This window comes from Thiohalocapsa sp. ML1 (genome assembly GCF_001469165.1).
Classification (GTDB): domain Bacteria; phylum Pseudomonadota; class Gammaproteobacteria; order Chromatiales; family Chromatiaceae; genus Thiohalocapsa.
This window is the reverse complement of the sequence record NZ_JABX01000003.1, coordinates 205,137-222,469: the sequence shown is the minus strand read 5'-3', so window position 1 is coordinate 222,469 and position 17,333 is coordinate 205,137. Positions and strand designations below refer to the sequence as shown.

At 69.5% G+C, this 17,333-nt stretch carries 16 protein-coding genes; 5 read left to right on the top strand and 11 right to left on the bottom strand.

Annotated elements, in window-relative coordinates:
• Positions 1-69 precede the first annotated feature (69 nt).
• Positions 70-1,998, bottom strand: coding sequence for a propionyl-CoA synthetase (locus ML01_RS03275; RefSeq protein ID WP_058553961.1), 1,929 nt, complete (start codon positions 1,996-1,998; stop codon positions 70-72).
• Positions 1,999-2,349: 351 nt separating this feature from the next.
• Between ML01_RS03275 and ML01_RS03270 the strand changes: the two genes are divergently transcribed.
• A complete protein-coding gene (locus ML01_RS03270; protein WP_254045123.1) occupies positions 2,350-3,069 on the top strand; it encodes a hypothetical protein in 720 nt (239 codons plus the stop codon).
• A gap of 69 nt (positions 3,070-3,138) precedes the next feature.
• Here the strand turns inward: ML01_RS03270 and ML01_RS03265 are convergent, their stop codons facing one another.
• From ML01_RS03265 to ML01_RS28340, 7 genes are all read right to left on the bottom strand, one after another.
• Complete coding sequence (locus tag ML01_RS03265) at positions 3,139-4,437, bottom strand: citrate synthase (RefSeq protein ID WP_058553960.1); 1,299 nt, start codon at positions 4,435-4,437, stop codon at positions 3,139-3,141.
• 219 nt (positions 4,438-4,656) lie between these two features.
• The gene (gene mdh / locus ML01_RS03260; protein WP_058553959.1) at positions 4,657-5,601 is read right to left on the bottom strand and encodes a malate dehydrogenase; all 945 of its coding nucleotides are present in this window, start codon (positions 5,599-5,601) and stop codon (positions 4,657-4,659) included.
• A gap of 117 nt (positions 5,602-5,718) precedes the next feature.
• Positions 5,719-6,978: a malic enzyme-like NAD(P)-binding protein gene (locus ML01_RS03255; RefSeq protein WP_058553958.1), complete on the bottom strand. Its 1,260-nt coding sequence runs from the start codon at positions 6,976-6,978 to the stop codon at positions 5,719-5,721.
• A 328-nt stretch (positions 6,979-7,306) separates the two neighbouring features.
• Entirely contained in the window at positions 7,307-7,507 is a 201-nt protein-coding gene (rpmE, locus tag ML01_RS03250) for a 50S ribosomal protein L31 (protein WP_058553957.1), read from the bottom strand.
• Positions 7,508-8,076: 569 nt separating this feature from the next.
• Positions 8,077-8,499: a PIN domain-containing protein gene (locus tag ML01_RS03245; protein WP_058553956.1), complete on the bottom strand. Its 423-nt coding sequence runs from the start codon at positions 8,497-8,499 to the stop codon at positions 8,077-8,079.
• Entirely contained in the window at positions 8,477-8,719 is a 243-nt protein-coding gene (locus ML01_RS03240) for an AbrB/MazE/SpoVT family DNA-binding domain-containing protein (RefSeq protein WP_058553955.1), read from the bottom strand. Before ML01_RS03240 ends, ML01_RS03245 begins: the two co-directional genes overlap by 23 nt.
• A 274-nt stretch (positions 8,720-8,993) precedes the next feature.
• Positions 8,994-11,570 (bottom strand): tetratricopeptide repeat protein, encoded by a 2,577-nt coding sequence (locus ML01_RS28340; RefSeq protein ID WP_058553954.1) that lies wholly within the window; start codon positions 11,568-11,570, stop codon positions 8,994-8,996.
• 509 nt (positions 11,571-12,079) lie between these two features.
• Here ML01_RS28340 and ML01_RS03230 point away from each other — a divergent pair.
• On the top strand, positions 12,080-12,529 hold the full coding sequence (locus ML01_RS03230) for a hypothetical protein (protein ID WP_058553953.1): 450 nt from the start codon (positions 12,080-12,082) through the stop codon (positions 12,527-12,529).
• Between the two features lie 225 nt (positions 12,530-12,754).
• Here ML01_RS03230 and ML01_RS03225 read toward each other — a convergent pair whose 3' ends face one another.
• Positions 12,755-13,519, bottom strand: coding sequence for a mobilization protein (locus tag ML01_RS03225; RefSeq protein ID WP_216819097.1), 765 nt, complete (start codon positions 13,517-13,519; stop codon positions 12,755-12,757).
• Positions 13,520-14,011: 492 nt separating this feature from the next.
• On the opposite strand from ML01_RS03225, the gene ML01_RS03220 reads away from it, so the two are divergent.
• The 3 genes from ML01_RS03220 to ML01_RS03210 all read left to right on the top strand — a co-directional run bounded on the left by ML01_RS03220 (position 14,012) and on the right by ML01_RS03210 (position 15,992).
• Positions 14,012-14,371 (top strand): hypothetical protein, encoded by a 360-nt coding sequence (locus ML01_RS03220; RefSeq protein WP_058553952.1) that lies wholly within the window; start codon positions 14,012-14,014, stop codon positions 14,369-14,371.
• A gap of 12 nt (positions 14,372-14,383) precedes the next feature.
• Positions 14,384-15,016 carry a Uma2 family endonuclease gene (locus tag ML01_RS03215; RefSeq protein ID WP_058553951.1) on the top strand — a complete coding sequence of 211 codons (633 nt, stop codon included), beginning with the start codon at positions 14,384-14,386 and terminating at the stop codon, positions 15,014-15,016.
• A gap of 343 nt (positions 15,017-15,359) precedes the next feature.
• A complete protein-coding gene (locus ML01_RS03210) occupies positions 15,360-15,992 on the top strand; it encodes a Uma2 family endonuclease (protein ID WP_058553950.1) in 633 nt (210 codons plus the stop codon).
• A 69-nt stretch (positions 15,993-16,061) separates the two neighbouring features.
• Here the strand turns inward: ML01_RS03210 and ML01_RS03205 are convergent, their stop codons facing one another.
• Together ML01_RS03205 and ML01_RS30975 are read right to left on the bottom strand one after the other, a co-directional pair.
• The gene (locus ML01_RS03205) at positions 16,062-16,922 is read right to left on the bottom strand and encodes an SGNH/GDSL hydrolase family protein (protein ID WP_256363612.1); all 861 of its coding nucleotides are present in this window, start codon (positions 16,920-16,922) and stop codon (positions 16,062-16,064) included.
• A 3-nt stretch (positions 16,923-16,925) separates the two neighbouring features.
• A complete protein-coding gene (locus ML01_RS30975) occupies positions 16,926-17,057 on the bottom strand; it encodes a hypothetical protein (protein WP_256363611.1) in 132 nt (43 codons plus the stop codon).
• Positions 17,058-17,333: the final 276 nt, after the last annotated feature.

Here is a 17,333-nt window from a genome sequence, read left to right as displayed (position 1 = left end):
ATACAGCGCTGGCACCGACATCGCGGATCGCGGCTGAAGCCGCTCCCACGAGGAGCCGCACTCAGTGGCTCAATGCGCGCCGTAGCCGGCCCCGGTCAGCGCCTGCTCGATCTCTTCCAGGATGGCGGGGTCGTCGATGGTGGCGGGCATGCGGTACTCGGTGCCGTCGGCGATGCACTTCATGGTGCCCCGCAGGATCTTGCCGGAGCGGGTCTTCGGCAGCCGCTGCACCACCAGCACGCTTTTGAAGGCGGCGACGGGGCCGATCTCGTTGCGGACCTTGGCGACCAGCTCCTTGCCGATGTCGGCGTCGGTGCGGTTGACGCCGGCCTTGAGCACGACGAGCCCGAGCGGCAGCTCGCCCTTCAGTTGGTCGGCGACGCCGATGACGGCACATTCGGCGACGTCCGGATGGCTCGCCAGCACCGCCTCCATGCCGCCGGTGGAGAGCCGGTGCCCGGCGACGTTGATGATGTCGTCGATGCGGCTCATGACGAACAGATAGCCGTCCTCGTCGATGTAGCCGGCGTCGCCGGACAGATAGAACCCCGGCTCGGCGGCCAGGTAAGACGCGCGGAAGCGCTCGTCGTTGCCCCACAGCGTGGGCAGGCAGCCGGGCGGCAGCGGCAGCTTGATCATGATGCGACCGATGGTGCCGGGCGGCACGGGCTCGCCCTCGTCGCCGAGCACCTGTATGTCGTAGCCGGGCACGGGCTTGGTCGGCGAGCCGGGCTTGATGGGGAGCTGCTCGAGGCCGAGACAATTGGCCGCGATGGCCCAGCCCGTCTCGGTTTGCCACCAGTGGTCCACCACCGGCACGCCCAGGATCTCGCCGGCCCATTCCAGCGTGTTGGGGTCGCAGCGCTCGCCGGCCAGGAACAGCGCGCGCAGGCTTGAGACGTCGTAGCGCCCGAGATGCTGGGCCTGCGGGTCGTCCCGCCTGATGGCGCGAAACGCCGTCGGCGCCGTGAACAGCACGGACACCTTGTGCTGCTCGATGACCCGCCAGAAGGCGCCCGCGTCCGGTGTGCCGACGGGCTTGCCCTCGTACAGGATGGTGGTGCAGCCGTGCAGCAGCGGGCCGTAGACGATATACGAATGGCCGACCACCCAGCCGACGTCCGAGGCGGACCAGAACACCTCGCCGGGCTCCACGTCGTAGACGTTGCGCATCGACCACGTCAGCGCCACCGCGTGCCCGCCGTTGTCGCGCACCACGCCCTTCGGCTGGCCGGTGGTGCCGGAGGTGTAGAGGATGTAGAGCGGGTCCGTGGCGGCCACCGGCACGCAGTCAACAGGCGCGGCGTCCGCCATCAGCGCCGCCCAGTCCAGGTCGCGGCCGGCGATCAGCGTCGCCGGCTGCTGCTCGCGCTGCAGGATCACGCAGCGCTCCGGCTGGTGGCTGGCCTGCGCCAGCGCGTCGTCGAGCAGCGGCTTGTAGGCGACGACGCGGTTCGGCTCGATGCCGCAGGAGCCGGCGACGATGACCTTCGGCTTGGCATCGTCGATGCGTGTGGCCAGCTCTCGTGCCGAGAAGCCGCCGAACACCACCGAATGCACGGCGCCCAGGCGCGCGCAGGCGAGCATGGCGATGGCCGCCTCCGGCACCATCGGCATGTAGATGATGACGCGCTCACCCTTGTCGACGCCCAAGCCCCGCAGGGCGCCGGCGAAGCGGGCGACCTGATCTTGCAGCTCCGCGTAGGTGATGGTGCGGATGCTGTCCGTGACGGGGCTGTCGTGGATGATGGCCGCCTGCGCGCCGCGGCCCGCGGCCACGTGGCGGTCCACCGCGTTCCAGCAGGTGTTGAGCTCGGCGCCGGCGAACCAGCGGTAGGACGGCGCGTTGCTGTGGTCCAGCACGCGCTGCCAGGGCTTGATCCAGTCGACGGCCGCCGCGGCCTCGCCCCAAAAGCCCTCGGGGTCGGCGAGGGAGCGCGCGTGCGCCCGGTCTTGGGCGTTGCCCGAATCGCTGCCGGTGAAGGATGCGTCTGCCATGATCGTGCTCCTCAGTGGTGTGTGCGGCGGTCCGCTGCCGCCGCTGTTGTTGGTGTCTGCCGAAGCAGGGCACGTTAGCGCAGCCGCGAAACCACGGCAATCGCGCGCATGGGCTATGCAATGCATTGAGAAATAGGCCGGTTTCCGCGTGCGCGGCATGGGCTCCGCCACCCTGCAGAAGGTGCCGCGCCGAGCGGCTCCCGCGTCGCGGCGCCGGCGGCGGCCCGACGCAGGGCAGAGGCATCCCGCGGAGCGCGGGCGGCCATCACGTCGGGCAACGACGGGCGCAGCCTGGCCCCGTCGGCGGTTATGATGGCGGACGCGTGCTGCCACCTCAGAGCGAGAGAGCCCATGCCCAGGCGATCCGGATCCAAGGCCGTTGCGGCCGCCACCGCCCGACACCCGAAGCGGCGCGCTGCCACCGCCGCGGAGGCGCGCGGCCAGCACCATCACCGCTGTCTGCACGAGCGTCGCAGGCTCGCCTACGAGTCCGCGCGCATCCTGGCCGAGCAGGGCCCGGGGGAGTTCGACCGCGCCCGCCGCAAGGCCGCGGCGCGCTTGGGGATTACGGACAAGCGCTGCTGGCCGGACAACGAGGAGATCAACGACGCCCTGATCGCGCAGCAGCGGCTGTTCGAGCCGGACCTCGACGCCGACGTGGCCGATCTGCGTCGGCACGCGTTGCAGGCCATGCGCGAGCTGGCGGCCTTTCGGCCGCGGCTGGTGGGGCCGGCGCTGCGGGGCACGGCGACGCGTGCGCATGGGGTCGAGCTCAGGCTCTTTGCGGACAGCCCGGAAGAGGTGCTGATGGCGCTGATGGACCGGCGCATTCCCTGGCGCGAGCGGGAGCTGTCCGCGCGCTTCGGCAACGGTGCGGTGCAGATGCACCCGGTGTTCGAGTTTGTCGCGGGCGATGTGCCGGTGCACCTGCAGGTGCTGCCCTGGCATGCGCTGCGCCAGCCGCCGCTGGACCCGGTGTCGGACCGCCCGGAGCGGGGCATCGATGCCGAGGAGCTGGCGGCGCTGCTCGCGGACATGAGCGGGCCGAGCGCGGCCGACGCGGCCCCCTGAGCGCCGCGCCGCAGCGCCGCCAAGCCCCAGGCCGCCGGGCCGAAGCCCGGCACGAGACGGGAATCGGGCTCAGCGCTTGGAGATGGGCACGTACTCGCGGGTCGCCGGGCCGCAATAGATTTGACGCGGGCGGCCGATGCGGTTGGCCGGGTCGCTCATCATCTCGGTCCAGTGCGACACCCAGCCGACGGTACGCGCCACCGCGAACATGACCGTGAACATGTTGGTCGGGATGCCGAGCGCGCTGTAAATGATGCCGGAGTAGAAGTCGACGTTCGGATAGAGCTTGCGCTCGACGAAGTACTCGTCGTTCAGCGCGATCTCTTCCAGTTTCAGCGCCAGCTCGAACAGCGGGCTGTTGGCGGTGCCCGGCAGCTCTTCGAGCACCTGATGGCAGACCTCGCGGATGATCTTCGCGCGCGGGTCGTAGTTCTTGTAGACCCGGTGGCCGAAGCCCATGAGGCGGAACGGGTCGTCCTTGTCCTTGGCCTTGTCGATGAACTTGGGCACGTTCGAGACGTCGCCGATCTGCATCAGCATGTCGAGCACCGCCTCGTTGGCGCCGCCGTGGGCCGGGCCCCAGAGCGAGGCGATGCCGGCCGCAATGCACGCGAAGGGGTTGGCACCGGAGCTGCCGGCGAGCCGCACCGTGGAGGTGCTCGCGTTCTGCTCGTGGTCGGCGTGCAGGATAAAGAGCAGGTTCAGCGCCTTTTCGGCGAGCAGGGCCGGCTCGTAGTCCCCGCAGGGGGTCGCGAACATCATGTGCAGAAAGTTCGCGCCGTAGCGCAGGTCGTTGCGCGGATACATGATCGGCTCGCCGACGTTGTGCTTGTACGCTGCGGCGGCGATGGTCGGCACCTTCGCGATCAGCCGGTGCGCCGAGATCTCGCGGTAATGCGGATCATTGACGTCGATGGACTCATGGTAGAAGGCCGACAGCGAGCCCACGACGCCGCAGAGGATGGCCATGGGATGCGCGTCGTAATGGAAGCCGTTGAGAAAGTTCTTCAGGTTCTCGTTGAGCATCGTGTGCGTCATGATGATGCGCTCGAAGTTGACCAGCTCCCGATCCTTCGGCAACTCACCGTAAAGCAGCAGGTAGGCCACCTCCAGGAAGCTCGCCTTGGTGGCGAGCTGCTCGATGGGGTAGCCGCGGTAGAGCAGGATGCCCTGCTCGCCGTCGATGTAAGTGATGGCGCTGTGGCAGCTCGCCGTGGCCATGAAGCCCGGGTCGTAGGTGAAGATGCCGGCGTCGCGGTAGAGCGCTGAAATGTCTACCGCCGGTGGCCCCATGGTGCCCTCGTGCAGCGGGTATTCGTGACTCGTGCCATCGATGTTGTTGGTGATGGTAGCGGTCTTGTCGGTCATGGACAGGGCTCCTCGTGACGGCTGGGGAGGTGCGTTGGCCGCTCAGCGGCAACTACCGGGTTGCGCTGCCCCGCCTTGGTGCAGCACGCCGCGCCGGCGGTGACGGGCGAGGCCCGCCGGGCAGCGCCGATGGGTCATCGGCGCCCGTGTGGGCGCCGAACCATCGGCAGATCAAGCATGAACTGTGCCGACTTCGCGCAGGGCGCGCGGCCGCGGCGCTCAGCCCGCGTCAAGGGCCAGCTCGGCGAGGCGCCCGATGTCCGCGCGCACGGCGGCGACGGAGCTTGCGAAGTCCGCGCGCTCGCGCTCGTTCAGATCCAGCTCCACGACTTGGGCAATGCCGGACTCGTCGAGCACGCAGGGCACGCCCATGGCGATGCCGTGCTCCCCGTACTCGCCTTCGAGCAGCGCGACGCAGGGCATGAGCCGGCGGCGGTTGTGCGCCATTGCGTCCACCATCGCGGCGACGGCGGCGGCGGGGGCGTCATAGGCGCTCGAGTTCTTGCGCAGCGCGAGGATCTCGGCACCGCCCTTGCGCGTGCGCTCGATGATGGCATCGAGCCGCTCCGGCGGGATGAAGTTGCTCACCGGCACGCCGTTGATGGTGCAGTAGCGCGGCATCGGCACCATGGTGTCGCCGTGGCCGCCGAGCACGATGGTGGTGATGTCGAGCGCGGAGAAGCCGGTTTCCTCCGCGATGAACGCGGCCATGCGGGAGGCATCGAGCACACCGGCCTGGCCGAACACCCGCGAGCGCGGCCAGCCGGTGCGCTGCGCCACGCGGTAGGTCAGCGTATCGACGGGGTTCGACACCACGAGCACCGTGGTGTCCGGCGCGTGCGCCATGAGGTGGTCGGTGACCTCGTCGATGATCTTGACGTTGGCCGCGAGCACGTCGGAGCGCGACATGCCGGGCTTGCGCGGGAAGCCGGCGGTGATGATGACGAGGTCCGATCCGGCCATGATGGCCGGGTCGTTGCTGCCGGAGAGCCGGCAGTCGAACTCGAAGAACGGCGCGGTCTGAAAGATGTCGAGCGCGACGCCCTCGGGCACGTCCTCGCGGACGTCGTAGAGGGCGATCTCGCGACAGAGCTGCTCTTCGGCCAGGATCTGGGCGGTGGTCTCACCGACCCGGCCGGCCCCGACAATGCTGATCTTCTGCACGGTAACTCCTCCGATTAGGGGCCCGAATGGCGATGCATGTCGGGCGTTGCGGTGAGCGAGCGGGGGTCTCTGCCCCCGTTGTTCGGCCTTTGGCGCGCGTCGGCTCGACGCCGCAGATCAACCCTCGGCCGGCGCCTGGGCAACGCCGCTGCGCACGGCCGCGGCGGCCACCGCGGGCGCCACGCGCCCGCGCAGCCGCGGGTCGAAGGGCTTGGGGATGATGTACTCCGGGCCGTGCGCCAGGGCGTCCAGCCCATAGGCGTCGAGCACGGATTGCGGCACCGGCTCGTGCGTCAGGTCCTTGAGCGCGTGCACGGCGGCGATCTGCATCTCCTCGTTGATGCGCGTCGCGCGCGCGTCGAGCGCGCCGCGGAAGATGAACGGGAAGCCGAGCACGTTGTTGACCTGATTCGGATAGTCCGACCGGCCGGTGGCCATGATCATGTCGCCGCGGACCTTCCACGCGACCTCCGGGCGAATCTCGGGCACCGGGTTCGACAGCGCGAAGACGATGGGGCGCGGCGCCATGGACGCCAGCATCGCCGGCGGGATCAGGTCCGGCCCCGAGACGCCAATGAACACATCGGCACCGTCCATCGCGTCGGCCAAGGTACGCTTCTCGGTGTCCGCGGCGATGCCGAACTTGTACGGGTTCAGGTCGCGCCGGCCGGTGTGGATGACACCCTGGCGGTCCACGGCGAAGATGTTGTTGCGATGCGCACCGAGCGTGATCAGCAGCCGAATCGCCGCGATGCCGGCGGCCCCGGCGCCGAGCACGACGATGCGCGCGTCTTCCAGCTTCTTCTGCTGGAGCTCCAGCGCGTTCAGGAGTCCCGCGGCGATGATGATCGCGGTGCCGTGCTGGTCGTCGTGGAAGACGGGGATGTCGAGCTCCTCTTGGAGGATCTGCTCGATCTCGAAGCAGTGCGGCGCGGCAATGTCTTCGAGGTTGATGCCGCCGAAGGTTGGCGCGATGCGCCGCACCGTGTCGATGAACTCCTGCGGGTGGCGCGCGTAGACCTCGATGTCGAACACATCGATGTCCGCAAAGTGCTTAAACAGCACCGCCTTGCCTTCCATGACCGGCTTGCTCGCGAGCGGACCGACGCCGCCTAGGCCGAGCACGGCGCTGCCGTCGGTGATGACGGCGACGAGGTTGCCCTTGTTCGTGTAGCGATAGGCCGCGGCAGGGTCCTCGGCGATGCGCCGCACCGGCTCGGCGACGCCGGGCGTGTAGGCCAGGGACAAGTCGCGCTGCGTGCTCGCGGGCTTTTTGATCTCGATGGCGGTTTTGCCCGGCGTAGGCTCCGCGTGGTAGGTCAGCGCCGCGGCATTCAGCTCCGCATCGGCGTGGGCGAAGCTCTCGTCGTTCGACATGGTCGGCTCTCGGTGTGGGCTTGGGTACGCCGCAGGCAGCGGCGATGCGCGGGCATGGTGCGCCGCGCGTCGCTGGCAACGGGTCGGTTATGCGGCGCCCGGATCAAAGACGGAAGCATGTCCCGATCGTTGCGGCTTCGCAAGCCGGGCGCCCAATGAGAACCATTGCCCCCGCTGATACTTTGATCCGGGGCAATAGAAAACAGGCCCGGCTGCCGAGCGGCCCGGGCAGGGGTAAGGATGCAAGGAGGAGTCGCGGGCGACGCGTTGCGCGCCGGCGCGACGCCGGGTCAGCGGGCGACCCGGCGGGGGCGTCAAGGGCCTTCGCTCAGCGGCCGTAGCGACGGCGGAACTTGTCCACGCGACCGCCCGTGTCGAGCATCTTCTGCTTGCCGGTATAGAACGGATGGCAGGCGGAACAGACCTCGACATGCAGCTCGCCGGAGAGCGTGGAGCGGGTCGTGAATTCGTTGCCGCAGCTGCACACGATCTTGACGTCTTGGTACTTCGGGTGAATGTCGGCTTTCATGGCCCTGAAACCTGGAGGTTGTTGCCGGAGGGTCGAGCCCGGCGACGCATGTTGCTGTGCTGGGGCGACAGTAAACCGCGCAGAGTAGGCGAATCCGCGGGCTGATGCAACCGATCCGCGGCTTTCTCGGCGCTTGCCACGGCTTTGTGCGCCGTCGCGGTGGCGGCGTCCCGGCCGTGGGCCGCCGCATCTTGCCGCTCCGGCCAAGCGGCACCGACGTGTTGCCGCGGGTCATTCCGCGGGTCAATCTCCGGAGCGCATCAGAACCGACAGGCCAGGCGCAGACCGGTGCCCTGGGGGGGAGGGTTAGGTCTTGGGGGCGTCAGGGGACGTCAGGGTCAGGTCAGGCGTCAGGGTCAGGCCTTGCAATCCAGCATCCGGCCACCCAGCGCGGGAATGCGTGGATGCAAGCCCCCAGGCTTGCGTTGTTCTAATTCAGCAATTCGAGAAAAGGGCTCTGACCCCTTTTCCGCTACGCAGGCAGCGGCCAAGGTGCTCGGCGTGATCATCGAGGCCGCGCGATCCAGCACGCGTCAGATCCGACGGCGTGCAAGACCGACATCGGCGGATCAGTTCTCCTGGTCTTCGGCCACCACCAGACGCTGGGCTTCGGGCAGTTGTGCCATGCGTCGGTCGAGCGTGAGCGTCCGCAGCTCCACCCGCGCGTAGTCGTTGGCGATGAGGCGGTCGAGCAGACCGCAGCCGCCGGTCGCCGCCAGTGCGTCGAGCACCGCGCTGCCGTTCAGCGGCGCCACGAGTCCGCTGCGGAGCACGTCGCGCAGGCCCTCGCGGGCTTCGGCTTTGGTGATGCCGTAGTGGTGCTGGACGGCAATGTAGGCCTCGCCGATGACTTGATTCGACGCGAGCAGCACCGCGCCTTGGTCGGTCACCAGCCTCGTCAGACGCTCCCGAACCAGTGCGTAGAGATCCTCAGGGTCACCGGTCACGAGGCGCACCAGAACGGAGGTGTCAATCCCGTAACGCGGGGTCATGAGGCTCCTCGCGGAAGCGGTCCAGGTCGAAGGTGCCGCGTCCGCGCCGCAGCCTATTGCGCAGCGGGGCCAGGCGCTCCGGATGGATGCGCCGCGCTCGCAGCACATAGCCGTCCGGCCCGGGTTCCAGCTCCATCTGATCGCCGGGGCCGACGCCCAGTGCATCGAGCACCTTGGCCGGGAAGGTGACTTGGCGCTTGGATGTGATGCGAACGTACACGGACTTGACTCCTGGGCTGCTGTTGGGTTGATGCGGGGCGCTCACCCGACGCCTCCTTACTCACAGGCTACCGCTGTAAGGAGGTTGGCTCAACCGGCGCGTCATCGCGTGCCGCGAGCAGCGGTTGCGCGGCCCCGCTTCCGTCCGGTATCGCCGACGAGAATCGGGAGAAGACCTGCCGATCCCGCCGCTGCCGAAGGTGGCATGAAGATCAAGCTCGATGGGTCGGCGCGGCAGCGGGCCGGTGGCCTGTCGGTTGTCGGGTTGGGCCGTGCTAAGGCGCCCCGCCGGCCCCGGGCGGCTCCCCGAGCAGCTCCGCGAGCAGGGCCGCCCACGTCGCCTCGTCGAGACCGGCCTCGGGGCCGAGGGACGCGAGCCGCGGGGCGATCTCGGTCGGGTCCTCGGCCTGCGCCAGCAGCAGCCCGCGATAGTTGCCGATCGCCGCCCGAAGGTGCGGATGCCGGTGGCCGGTGTCGCGGGTGAAGGCGAGGAAGATCAGCACCATGCGTCGGGACAGCGGCTCGGCCTCGGCCAGGCGGTTGGTGTCCTGGAGCAGTTGGGCCAGGTTATTGAGGTCGCGGGCGACATCGGGATGCTCCGCGCCGTAGCTCGCCTCATCGATGGCCAGCGCCCGGCGCATCAGCGGCTCGGCCTCGGCGAGGCGGTTGGTGGCCATGAGCAGTAGGGCCAGGTTGTTGAGGTGGATAGCGACATCGGGATGCTCCGCCCGGTAGCTCGCCTCATCGATGGCCAGCGCCCGGCGCATCAGCGGCTCGGCCTCGGCCAGGCGGTTGGTGGCCTGGAGCAGTTGGGCCAGGTTGTTGAGGTCGCGGCCGACAGCGGGATGCTCCACCCCGTAGCTCGCCTCATCGATGGCCAGCGCCCGGCGCATCAGCGGCTCGGCCTCGGCCAGGCGGTTGGTGGCCTTGAGCAGAAGGCCTAAGTTGTTGAGGTCGCGGGCGACAGTGGGATGCTCCGCCCCGTAGCTCGCCTCATCGATGGCCAGCGCGCGGCGCATCAGCGGCTCGGCCTCGGCCAGGCGGTTGGTGTCCTGGAGCAGAAGGCCTAAGTTGTTGAGGTCGGTGGCGACATCGGGATGCCCCGCGCCGTAGCTCGCCTCATCGATGGCCAGCGCCCGGCGCATCAGCGGCTCGGCCTCGGTCAGGCGGTTGGTGGCCTGGAGCAGAGTGCCTAAGTTGTTGAGGGCGGTGGCGGTCTCGGCATGCTCGGCGCCGAGCCGCTCCTCGGCCAGCGCCAGGGCGCGGCGACAGAGCGGCTCCAGCAGCCCGTGGCGGGCGGCGTCATAGAAGACCGTTTGGCGCTGCCAGAACCAGCCCAGCGCCGCCTCGGCGTCGTCGCTGTCGCGATGGTCGAAGGCCTCGCGCAGCGCGGTCTCGTGCTCGGGGGTGATCTCCCGCGGGCTCGGCGGCCGGCAGCGGGCGTCGTACCACTCGAACAGGAAGGCGTGCAGGGCGCGGCGCAGGTCCGGGTCCAGGTCGGCGAGCAGGTGCGCGCGCATCAGCGCGTGCAGCCGCCAGCGGCCGTCGGCGCCGGGCTCGATGATGGACAGGTCGCACAGCTCGGGGAAGCGGGTGCTTGGGTAGCCGGTGCGAAAGTGCGCCATCAGCGCCCCGAACAGGTCGCGGTCGAAGCCGGCGGGGCCGGCCAGCACGCGCAAGGCCTCGATCTCGGCGGGGTCGCGGTGGCGCAGGAAGCGGGCGAGCACATCGGCATGGGTGCCGCCGAACTGGCCCGGGCGCGGGGGCGTGCCGGCGGCGCAGAGCTTGAGCCAGGTGTCGACGGCCAGGTCCAGATAGAAGGGGTGGGCGCCGGTGGCGCCGGGGGGCGGGTCCGGCTCGTTCTCGGCGCTGGCGCCGTCGATGATGGCGCGGCGGATGGCGGCGTCATCAATGGGGATCTGGCACAGGAACCAGTCCGCATCGGCCTCGGCCAGGCCGCCGAGCAGGTGCTGCTCGGCCAGCAGCGCGGCCCAGTCGTCGTCGGGGAAGCGCCGGTCCCAGCTCAGGCGCTCGCGCCCGAGGATGACGAACAGGGTGCCGGGGGCGGCACTGATGAGCTCGCGCACCCAGGCGTCGGTCTCGACGGCGGCGGCGCCGGTCTTGTCCGGCGCATCGCTCCAGAGGGCCTCGTAGGTGTCCAGAAAGCAGATGGGCGCGCCCTGCTCGGGGTGGTCGGCACGGTGGGCCTGTAGGTCCAGGCCGAGGTACCAGGGCAGGCGCTCGGCGATCTGGTCGGCCTCCAGCGCGGGCAGGTCGGCCAGGGCGGCGCAGGCGCGATGGGCGCCGCGGTCCTTGAGCCAGCGGTGGGCACGGTTGATGAGCTTGAGGGTCTGGCCGACGCCGAAGGGCACGTCCTCGGCCAGATCCAGGGCATCCCGACCGCTCTGGGCCAGCTCGCTCAGGATGCCGTCGCCGTCGCTGAACAGGTCGTCCAGGGCGCGGGTCACATCCTCGCCGGGGTAGGCCCGCTCCCAATAGCGGGCGATGGCGACGTCGAAGACGGGCGTGCGGATCTTGCCGGACGCGCCGAGGCGCCGGCGCAGCTCCAGCAGGCCCCGGGGCGGGTCGCGAAAGTCCTTGACGTAGAAGTCGACGGCGCCGAAGCGGTGGCGGCGGGGCTGCTCGGCCGCGAGCCGCCGCATCAGCTCCCGGCGCAGCGCGGTCTTGCCCTGACCGCCGACGCCGTAGAAGACCAGCAGCCGGTGCTGGTCCGGCGGCAGCTCGGCGCGGGCCTGGTCGAACTGGGCCTTGGGGGCGTCGCGGTCGGTGAAGACGCGGTTGGCCTTGAGGCGGGTATCGTCGGCCTGGTGGTCGTGGCGGGAACGGGGCATGGCGGCATCCCTCCGGCGTGGCATGGTGTCAACGCTGAGGATTGTGCCGACGGGCTCGGCGGGTGGCAAATTCGGATTGGGCCATCGCCACCGGCGCCTGCGGAACGCAGCATGGCGAACGAGCATCCGGCACCCCTCTGACGAAGCGGTTGTCGATCTCGATCAGGTCGTCCTCCGGCACGCCCTATCTCGTGCCCTACACCGTCGCCGACGACGAGATCGTCATTCTGCGCATCGTCCGACCCCGGTCGGCTTGTTGTTCCGGCCGCGCGGCGGATGCCGGCGAGCGCAACCCGAAGGGACGGCGCGGCCCAGTGCGTTCTCGCTCGCCCTCGCTTAGCGTTCGTTCAACCCGTAGGATTGGCGACGGTTTTCGCTCAGGCCGGCGCGCGCGGCTGCCGAGGCGCCTGGTTCCGCGATCCGCGGTGAGACAGGCGGGCGAGCCCGGCTGCCGTCCGTGGTGCGCGACCCCATGTCGAACATCGACCCCCGTCACACGAGGCAATGCCATGAGCAACAATGCAACCCCGAACGATGACGAAAAAAGCGTGCGTAACGTGGTGGCCGCGCTGATGACCGACCCGGAGCTGGTCGGCTTCCTGCGGGAGCTGGCCCCGCAATGGGGCTCGAGCGTCGGCAAGACACGCTCATTCCGGAGCATGCGGCTGATGGCCGATCCAGACGCACGCTGCACCCTGCGGGTCGACTCCCATGCCGCGATCATGCTGAATGATGCCCTCTACAGCGTCGACGGCACCGGCCCTTGGGTCTGCTCGATGCGCGATGCATTGCTCCATGCGCAGATCGACGAGGGCGGGCGGCGTTGCGTGATCCATGTCCCCGAGCTGGGCGCGCTCCAAGTGCGGGTGGAACAGTACGTAGACGCGCAAGGCGCGGAGGTGGCGCCGGATTCGCAGAGTCTCGATCATCGCGTTGTTTCGATCGCCAAGATCGCATGACCCGGCGCCCCATGCGTGCGCCCGCGGCCGGGATCGCCGCGGCGACGCAGATCGCTGGGCGGTCGCCGGCGGCGGGGACTTCGGCCGGGAACGTTTCTCAGGGGACCAACGCGATGCCAACGCAGGCAGATACGCCGCAGGAAAACCGAGGACCGAGGAGGGCTGCCTTGGCCCTCGGCCCTCGGCCCTCGGCCCTGCCGTCCCTGGCTGGTGCGCTGGCTGATCTCAGGCGGCCGGTTCTGCCTGGGCCTGGGCCTGGGCCTCGTCGGCGACCACCAGGGTCGGGCGGGCGGCGGCGGTGCAGCGGCCCGCGCCGAGGGAGTCGAACTGCTCGTAGGCCTTGCGCATCCACACCCGCACCCGCTGGCGCTCCATGAGCCCGAGGCCCGTGGCCTTGTTCTCACTGGCGGCCCAGAAGCTCAGGTCCCCATGGTCGAGCTTGCGCATGGTGGCGGCGTGCAGCTCCGGCAGGGTGATGACCGGGGCGTCGAGGGTGTTGGCGGCGGCGCGGGTGCGGGAGCGCTCGAGCTCGGAGAAGTCCTTGCCGCGGCCGAGGTTCCGCACGATCACGTAGGACAGCCGGTCACCCTGCTCGTCGAAGACCTTCTGCAGCAGGTTGATGCCGTCGGCGCCGTCGTCCATCACGTGCCAGAGGGTCACCTTCACCCCCTCATCGGCGGCCAGGCCGAGGAGGTCGTTGTCCGCCATCCACTGGAACAGGGGGCGGCTGCTCTGGGCCGCAAGGTCCACCAGGACGTTGCGCTCGGTCTCGACCGCGGCCTCCATCAGTTGATCGACGCTGTCGTAGTCGGATAGATCGATGGCGCTCGAGAACTCCCCGTAGAAGCGCAGCAGGGCGCCGTGGGAGCGGTCGCTGTCGAAGGCCCGCAGGGGCAGCTTGCGGTCGATGTGAAACTGTGCCAGAAGACGTGCCAGAACGGACTTGCCGACACCGCCCTTCTCGCCCCCGATGAAGTGGATATGACTCATGCCCCATGAGCTCCTATGGGTTGCTGGTTTGCTTTGGGGCCGCGATCCTTGCGGATCACCTCGCCAAGTCAACGCGGCATTCCAATCGGCGATCGAATTGCCCGTGATTGCATCGAACCGGTGCAATAACGGGGCGAGCTTGTCGCAAAGTCAACACGGGAGGCGGGGCCCGGGGCCAAGACGGGACACCGACAAACCCGCAGCCCCGGCACGGGCATCCGGTGATCGGGGCCGGCCTACACCGATGCGCCCACCAGAGCCGGCCAAGCTCTCGTCCGCGCGCGCGAGGCGCTCGCGCGACGAATCCGTCGTCGCCACGCGCGCAGCGCGGGCACCGCTGTCAAGGTCTATGCTTGCGAAGTGTTTCGGCGGCCAGGTGCGTTGACGGCGCCGGCAGGCGAAGCGCTTGTAAGGGGCACGCGTGACCGCGTGCCTATCCGACAACCCCGGCGTTCCGAGACGCCGGAAAGCCAACTCACGGGAGTACGGCCGATGACCGAGCCCTGCCACACCCATCCGCACCACGACCACGAGCATGGCCCCGATTGCGGCCACCAAGCCATCCGCCACGGCGATCACGTGGACTATCTGCACGACGGCCACCTGCACCACCCGCACGAACAGGGCGGCGAGGTGCACTACGACGAGCACGTCATCGAGGTCAGCGAAACCAACCCCGACGGCTGCGAGCACCGGGAGACGGGCTGCCAGGACAGCGGCCACGTCCACGGCCCCGGCTGCGGGCACGAGGCGGTGCCGCATGGCGACCACGTCGATTACATCGTCGACGGCCGCCTGCACCACCCGCACGGCGACCACTGCGACGATCACGGTCCCGTAACGCTGGTCTGAGCGCCCTTTGACATGAACGCACCCGCCCTGAAGATGCGCCGCTTCACCTACGGCGACTACCGCCGCTGGTCCGCGGAAGAACGCTGGGAGCTCATCGACGGCGAGGCCTGGGACATGTGCCCGGCACCGACGCGACCGCACCAGCAGATGGTCGTGGAGCTGACCCGCCAAATCGGCAACTTCCTCCTCGGCAAGCCCTGCGAGGTCTACTCGGCGCCGTTCGACGTGCGCCTGCCGCGCGCGGACGAGGCCGATGATCAGGTCGACACCGTGGTGCAGCCGGACATCGCCGTCATCTGCGACCCCGCCAAGCTCAACGACGCCGGCTGCCGCGGGGCACCGGACTGGATCATCGAGGTCCTGTCCAAGCGCACGGCGGTGAAGGACCACACCGTCAAGCGCGACCTCTACGAGCGCCGCGGGGTGCGCGAGTACTGGCTGGTGCACCCCACCGACCGGGTGCTGACCATCTACCGGCTCCTCGACGGCGCCTACGGCAAACCGGACGTGCAGGGGCTGACGGGCGAGACGCCGGTGCGCGTCATCGAGGGCTTGAGCATCCAGTGGGGCGACGAGCCGGACGCGGCTGCGGGGCCGGATGAGCCGGCCGCGGGTGGGGCGGAGCAGGGATTGCCACCGGGTTGATCGACATGGCGCCGGCCAGCGCTGCGGTCGGCGCGACTTGAGCCGCACCCGCGGCGCGGGCGCGGCACTCGTCACCTGGCGGCATGACCGGGCGCTGTCGCCGCCGCTCGCCGCCGCACTTCACAGGCGACTGGACTGCACGCAGCGCGAGCACCGGCTTCAAGGTCTATGCTTGCGAAGTGTTTCGACGGCCGGGTGCATGGAAGGCGCCGGCAGGCGGAGCGCTTGAAGGGGCATGCGTGCATTGATGCGCGTGCCTGTGCACAGAGCCGGCAGCTCGCGACGCCGGCGAGGCAACTCCGTGGAGTAGGCCGATGAAACGCTGGTCTGCGCGCCCCGTGGCATGAACGCACCCGCCCTGAAGATGCGCCGCTTCACCTACGGCGACTACCGCCGCTGGTCCGCGGAAGAACGCTGGGAGCTCATCGACGGCGAGGCCTGGGACATGTGCCCGGCACCGACGCGACCGCACCAGCAGATGGTCGTGGAGCTGACGACCCAGATCCACGGCTTCCTGCGCGGCAAGCCCTGCGAGGTCTACTCGGCACCCTTCGACGTGCGCCTGCCGCGCGCGGACGAGGCCGATGATCAGGTCGACACCGTGGTGCAGCCGGACATCGCCGTGATCTGCGACCCCGCCAAGCTCAACGACGCCGGCTGCCGCGGGGCGCCGGACTGGATCATCGAGGTCCTGTCCAAGCGCACCGCGGTGAAGGACCACACCGTCAAGCGCGACCTCTACGAGCGCCGCGGGGTGCGCGAGTACTGGCTGGTGCACCCCACCGACCGGGTGCTGACCATCTACCGGCTCCTCGACGGCGCCTACGGCAAACCGGACGTGCAGGGGCTGACGGGCGAGACGCCGGTGCGCGTCATCGAGGGCTTGAGCATCCAGTGGGGCGACGAGCCGGACGCGGCTGCGGGGCCGGATGAGCCGGCCGCCGACGGGGCCGAGCGGGGATCGCCTCGGCCATGATCGGCACGGGGCCGGCCAGCGCGGCTCGGTGCGGCCTGAGCCGCACCTGCCGCGCAGGCGCGGCCCTTTTCACCTGGCGGCAGGACTGAGCGCTGTCGCCGCCGGTCGCCGCCGCACTCCGGCGCGGCGGCGGCGCAATACGAGCAGCGGCCCCAGCGCGAGCAGCGCCAGCGGCAGGGTGCCGGGCACGGGCACGGCGCTCGGGTTCTCCAGTTGCTCCAAGATCCGGTCGGCGAGCAGCGACAGCACCGCTGTGGTCTTGTGGGCGCCATCCCAGTTGATGTAGGTGGCGGCCACGCTCGGGTTGGTGTAGCAGGCCGGGTCCGCGGCGCAGTGGGCGCCGGTGGCGAGAAAGCCGAAGGTGGCCGGGTCGCGCATGACCTCGGCGATGATGTCGTAGGCGTCGAACAGCTCGATGCTGGCGCCGTAGGTGGCGTCGAGCAGCGGGATCAGCGCCCGGATCTCGGCATTCAGCGCCTGCCCGCGCAGGTCGTTCGCGCTGTCGAGTACGTCCCGCGGCGTGCGCGTGCCGACCAGGATACGGCGCGCCCCGCCCGCGTCGAGTCGCCCCATGGCGGTGGCGAGATTGGCCTTCACCCCGTCGATGCGCTCCTGCAAGGTCAGGTCCACACCGGACGACTCGAACAGGTCATTGGACCCCGCCCAATAGACGAAGAGGGCGTTCGGGTCGGCGGCACCGCCGGCGAGGTCGGCCTCCCAGTCATTGAGCTGATTCAGCACGCCGGTATTCGCGAGGTCCGGCGGGGTGGTGCCGACGATGCGAAAGTTGTTGTCGGTGCCGCTCCAGGCGCCCGCGACGCCGTAGTTGGTCTGCGTCACGCCGAGCGCGGTGGCGACAGATTCCATGGTCAACGGGCCGTTGGAATAGCGGCCGTTGAAGTTGGGCGGCGGGACCGTCGCCGGATTGATGCGCTAGGCGTTGCCGATATCGACGTTGGAGTCCCCGAAGGTGACGATGCTGGAGATGGCTCCGGCGATGGTTGCGGCGGCGCTGCGCGCGAGCAGCAGCGTGGCGACCATCAAGACAATGGGCTTGCGTGACATGGGGTGACCTCGTTTGGCGGAAATCCTTGACGGCGCAAACTGCCTGGAGATCCGTCAAGTTTCGCGACGATATCGCGCTTGGGGAGCAAAGGGCCGGAGACAGCGCACGATATTCGCGCAGGATGGTCGGAGGAGCTCGGAGGATATGCCGGGACAGACCATGCGCTGTGCCGGCTTTCCGGTCCAGCAGCGCAAGCGCGCGTTGGCCGACCGACGGCACAAAGGATGTCTGCTGCGCCATGTGCGTCGGCGGCGCTCGCGCGCGAGCGCCGATCG

What these genes read in the sequence shown, in the direction of transcription:
- ML01_RS03215 (WP_058553951.1), top strand. Translation starts at nt 14,384, where the DNA reads ATGAACGCACCCGCCCTGAAGATGCGCCGCTTCACCTACGGCGACTAC.
- ML01_RS30975 (WP_256363611.1), bottom strand. Translation starts at nt 17,057, where the DNA reads ATGTCACGCAAGCCCATTGTCTTGATGGTCGCCACGCTGCTGCTCGCG.
- rpmE (WP_058553957.1), bottom strand. Translation starts at nt 7,507, where the DNA reads ATGAAAGCCGACATTCACCCGAAGTACCAAGACGTCAAGATCGTGTGC.
- ML01_RS03230 (WP_058553953.1), top strand. Translation starts at nt 12,080, where the DNA reads ATGAGCAACAATGCAACCCCGAACGATGACGAAAAAAGCGTGCGTAAC.
- ML01_RS03255 (WP_058553958.1), bottom strand. Translation starts at nt 6,978, where the DNA reads ATGTCGAACGACGAGAGCTTCGCCCACGCCGATGCGGAGCTGAATGCC.
- ML01_RS28340 (WP_058553954.1), bottom strand. Translation starts at nt 11,570, where the DNA reads ATGCCCCGTTCCCGCCACGACCACCAGGCCGACGATACCCGCCTCAAG.
- ML01_RS03265 (WP_058553960.1), bottom strand. Translation starts at nt 4,437, where the DNA reads ATGACCGACAAGACCGCTACCATCACCAACAACATCGATGGCACGAGT.
- ML01_RS03210 (WP_058553950.1), top strand. Translation starts at nt 15,360, where the DNA reads ATGAACGCACCCGCCCTGAAGATGCGCCGCTTCACCTACGGCGACTAC.
- ML01_RS03220 (WP_058553952.1), top strand. Translation starts at nt 14,012, where the DNA reads ATGACCGAGCCCTGCCACACCCATCCGCACCACGACCACGAGCATGGC.
- ML01_RS03225 (WP_216819097.1), bottom strand. Translation starts at nt 13,519, where the DNA reads ATGAGTCATATCCACTTCATCGGGGGCGAGAAGGGCGGTGTCGGCAAG.
- ML01_RS03275 (WP_058553961.1), bottom strand. Translation starts at nt 1,998, where the DNA reads ATGGCAGACGCATCCTTCACCGGCAGCGATTCGGGCAACGCCCAAGAC.
- ML01_RS03245 (WP_058553956.1), bottom strand. Translation starts at nt 8,499, where the DNA reads ATGACCCCGCGTTACGGGATTGACACCTCCGTTCTGGTGCGCCTCGTG.
- ML01_RS03270 (WP_254045123.1), top strand. Translation starts at nt 2,350, where the DNA reads ATGCCCAGGCGATCCGGATCCAAGGCCGTTGCGGCCGCCACCGCCCGA.